The 3,277-nt window shown below is 35.0% G+C and carries 4 protein-coding genes; 2 read left to right on the top strand and 2 right to left on the bottom strand.

Going from position 1 to position 3,277, the window contains the following annotated elements; all coding sequences use genetic code 11:
* Window positions 1–142: 142 nt before the first annotated feature.
* Window positions 143–343, bottom strand: coding sequence for a hypothetical protein (locus FD29_RS05025; RefSeq protein ID WP_057887866.1), 201 nt, complete (start codon window positions 341–343; stop codon window positions 143–145).
* Window positions 344–416: 73 nt separating this feature from the next.
* Window positions 417–1,865 (bottom strand): glycoside hydrolase family 1 protein, encoded by a 1,449-nt coding sequence (locus FD29_RS05030; protein WP_057887867.1) that lies wholly within the window; start codon window positions 1,863–1,865, stop codon window positions 417–419.
* Window positions 1,866–2,033: 168 nt separating this feature from the next.
* Between FD29_RS05030 and FD29_RS05035 the strand changes: the two genes are divergently transcribed.
* Entirely contained in the window at window positions 2,034–2,402 is a 369-nt protein-coding gene (locus FD29_RS05035; protein WP_057887868.1) for a hypothetical protein, read from the top strand.
* Between the two features lie 428 nt (window positions 2,403–2,830).
* The gene (locus FD29_RS05040) at window positions 2,831–3,193 is read left to right on the top strand and encodes a hypothetical protein (protein ID WP_057887869.1); all 363 of its coding nucleotides are present in this window, start codon (window positions 2,831–2,833) and stop codon (window positions 3,191–3,193) included.
* The last annotated feature ends 84 nt before the right edge of the window (window positions 3,194–3,277 follow it).

Below are 3,277 nucleotides of genomic sequence, written 5' to 3' on the forward strand. Positions count from 1 at the left end.
TATTTTCGAGTAGCTTATTTAGTGCAACTAAAAAAGAATTTATTTCATATAAAAAGAAGGCATTTTTTATCTAAAATGTCTTCTTTTTTTATATTCTTTAATTTTTTTTAACAATTTGTAAACCGTTAACAAAATATAAAATTTATTCCTTACGTCTGCGGTGTCGCATGAACGCTAAATGGTTCTTTTCCATGCCACCCAAATAGACGATCGACAAAACGATCACTGCAAACAATGCCAAAATAGCATTCGGTTGATTCAAGAAATATAAAATAACTGCTATCAAAACTAATACTAGAATTGATAATCTCAGCGTTAATTTGGGAACTTTTCCATCTTTCATATAGTTACCTCTTTACCTTGAGATTCAACTATATTATGGAAGAATTTTCATCATAACGCAATTACGACGCATTTTAATTTTCTAATGATTCCCCATTAGATTCGATAACTTTCTTGTACCAGTAGTAGCTCTTCTTAGGTGTACGGCTAAAGTCACCCTTCTCGTCATCGTCACGATTTACATAAACGAAACCATAACGTTTAGCCATTTGACCAGTTCCAGCAGAAACTAGATCAATACAGCCCCAAGGTGTATAGCCGATCAAATCGACACCATCTTTGATAGCTTCCTTCATTTGTTCGATGTGACCTTTGAGATAATCGATGCGGTAGTCGTCATTGATCGAACCGTCAGCTTCAACGGTATCGCGGGCACCTAATCCATTTTCAACGACCATAACTGGAATTCCGTAACGACCATAAACATCGTTTAGATACCAACGTAAGCCTTTAGGATCCATACTCCAGCCCCATTCACTGTACTTCAAGTAAGGATTCTTAACGCCTTGAGAGAAGTTGCCGGCTGCTTCAGCTTTACTTGGGTCAGTTGTGACCGTGTTTGATGAGTAGTAGCTGAATGTGTAGTAATCAACTGTACCTTCTTTAAGGATTTCTGCATCTTCAGCGGTAATATTCAACTTAACGTTGTGTTCATCCCAGAATCTTTGGGCAAAGTGTGGATAAGCACCACGAACTTGAACATCGCCACAATAGTAGTTGTTGATTTCGTTAGCTAGTTGAGCTTTCAAAATGTCATCTGGATTTGATGTGAGTGGATAGCTGACGTTACCGGCAATCATACAGCCGATCATGTTGTTAGGGTTGATTTTGTGACCAACTTTAACTGCCAAAGCACTGGCAACGAATTGGTGGTGAAGTCCTTGCAAGTTGGCTTGGATTTCTTCATCAGTCATCTTAGTGTTGAAAGGAGCAGCCCCATCTTTAGCTGGCAAGCCAAGTGACATGTAGCCACCGAACAACATTCCGATATTGATTTCGTTAAATGTTAACCAGTATTTTACTAAATCTTTGTATTCAGTAAACAAAGTCTTCGCATACTTAACATAGAAGTCGATAACTTTGCGATCGCCCCAGCCACCATAAGCTTCAGTTAAGTGATAAGGCATTTCATAGTGAGAAATCGTAACTAATGGTTCGATTCCATACTTGTGACATTCCTCAAAGACATTACGATAAAAGTCCAAGCCTTTTTGATTAGGTTGAGCATCGTCGCCGTTAGGGAAAATTCTTGTCCAAGCGACTGACATCCGATAAGTTTTATAGCCCATACCAGCTAATAATTTAATATCTTCTTTATAATGATTATAAAAATCACTGCCTTGGTGTGATGGATAATAAGCATCTGGTTTGATTTCTTTAGTGAAACGACGTGGTGTTTCGTTAGTTCCCCCAATTAAAAGATCAGCCGTACTTACACCTTTACCGTCGACATCCCAAGCACCTTCATATTGATTGGCAGCAGTGGCACCGCCCCACAAGAAATTCTTTGGAAATTCAGTCATTAAAAATACTCCTCCTTTTAAGTCATATTTATATGGTAGCGCTTTCTTTTGGTGTAAACTATATATTATTAATTAATTTCATTTTATTCAAAATAATTTATTCTATTATAAATTTTCTCGAAAATTTTATTAGGTAAAATAGATTTGAGGGGTAAAGGAGATATATTTATGGAAAATATTGCGGTCATTACGATGAACCCTGCCACATTAACAGAGAACGTTAGCGATAAAACACTTTTTACGCCCGAGAGTAAATTCTTTCCTGAAATAAATGCTGAAAAAATCATCAAGATACCTAATTACGTCAATTTTGGGGACGACGTCGTGAATATCTTTATGAATTTAAATGTCAAATTGCCCGAAAAACCAGAATTTCAAAATATGTTGGATTACATTTACTTTTCGCATTTGGTAGCATTCTACTTGTCACAACAAGATTATGATAAATTGTTATTTGAAGACTCAGATCTGCGTGACAAAATATTGGTTCAATTCAAGAATCAAGAGCATTATTTAGGGAAAACCGCACTTCTTTAATTATATTCTGTAAGTAAATTTCGAAATTTCTGAAATTTACTTTTTTTGTTGAAATAATCGCCATAATTTTATTGTTTAAGGCTATATTTAGAAGTAAAATAAAGTCATCAAATGATAAGGGACTCTAAAGCTGACACCATGTGACCACTCTTTTACCATTTGCTTTCATAACGACTGTAAAAATAATAATTAATATTTGATTTTCATAGGTTTAAAGAAGGATGTTTTTTCTAAAATTTAGTGAGTTCTCCTATCACTGAATGCTTAATATTTCGAAGATAATGGCTTTACAAAATGTATGTTTACCAAGAATCCTTACGGATCATGGATACCTTTCGTCTTTTCACAAAATCATCAAGCAATCTTTAAATTTTATAATTTTTATTATGTTAATATTGCGTTAGAAAGAAACGAAAGGAGTCTTTATAATGTCAAAAAGAATCATTGCCGTGGCCATGGATATCAACAAGATTCCCTACGTCAATAATAATGAAATCATCATTACACCGGGTGAGCAAAAGATCTGGTACACTGCTCATACTCAGGCAATTAAAATTCCTGCTTATGTAAAAATCGGTGATAAACTCATCAATGCGTTTATCAAAAAATTTCTCAAGAAATCAACTAAGCAAGATGTACTCCAATTCAATTACTTCACACGTCGAGCCGCATTGTACATTCAGAAAAATGCTTACGACGCTATTATTTTTGAGAATTTAGACCTCAAGAATAAGATTTTGCCCCACTTCAAGAATAAGAACGAATATGTCGTTGACAGTTCGATTGCTTAATATGACAAAAGGACCAACCAATTCTTAAATTGCGTTGGCACCTGTCAAGTTGACGTTTGAAATAATATAAATTTGAATAGTGTT

The sequence above is a fragment of the Companilactobacillus mindensis DSM 14500 genome, from assembly GCF_001434275.1.
GTDB classification, from domain to species: domain Bacteria; phylum Bacillota; class Bacilli; order Lactobacillales; family Lactobacillaceae; genus Companilactobacillus; species Companilactobacillus mindensis.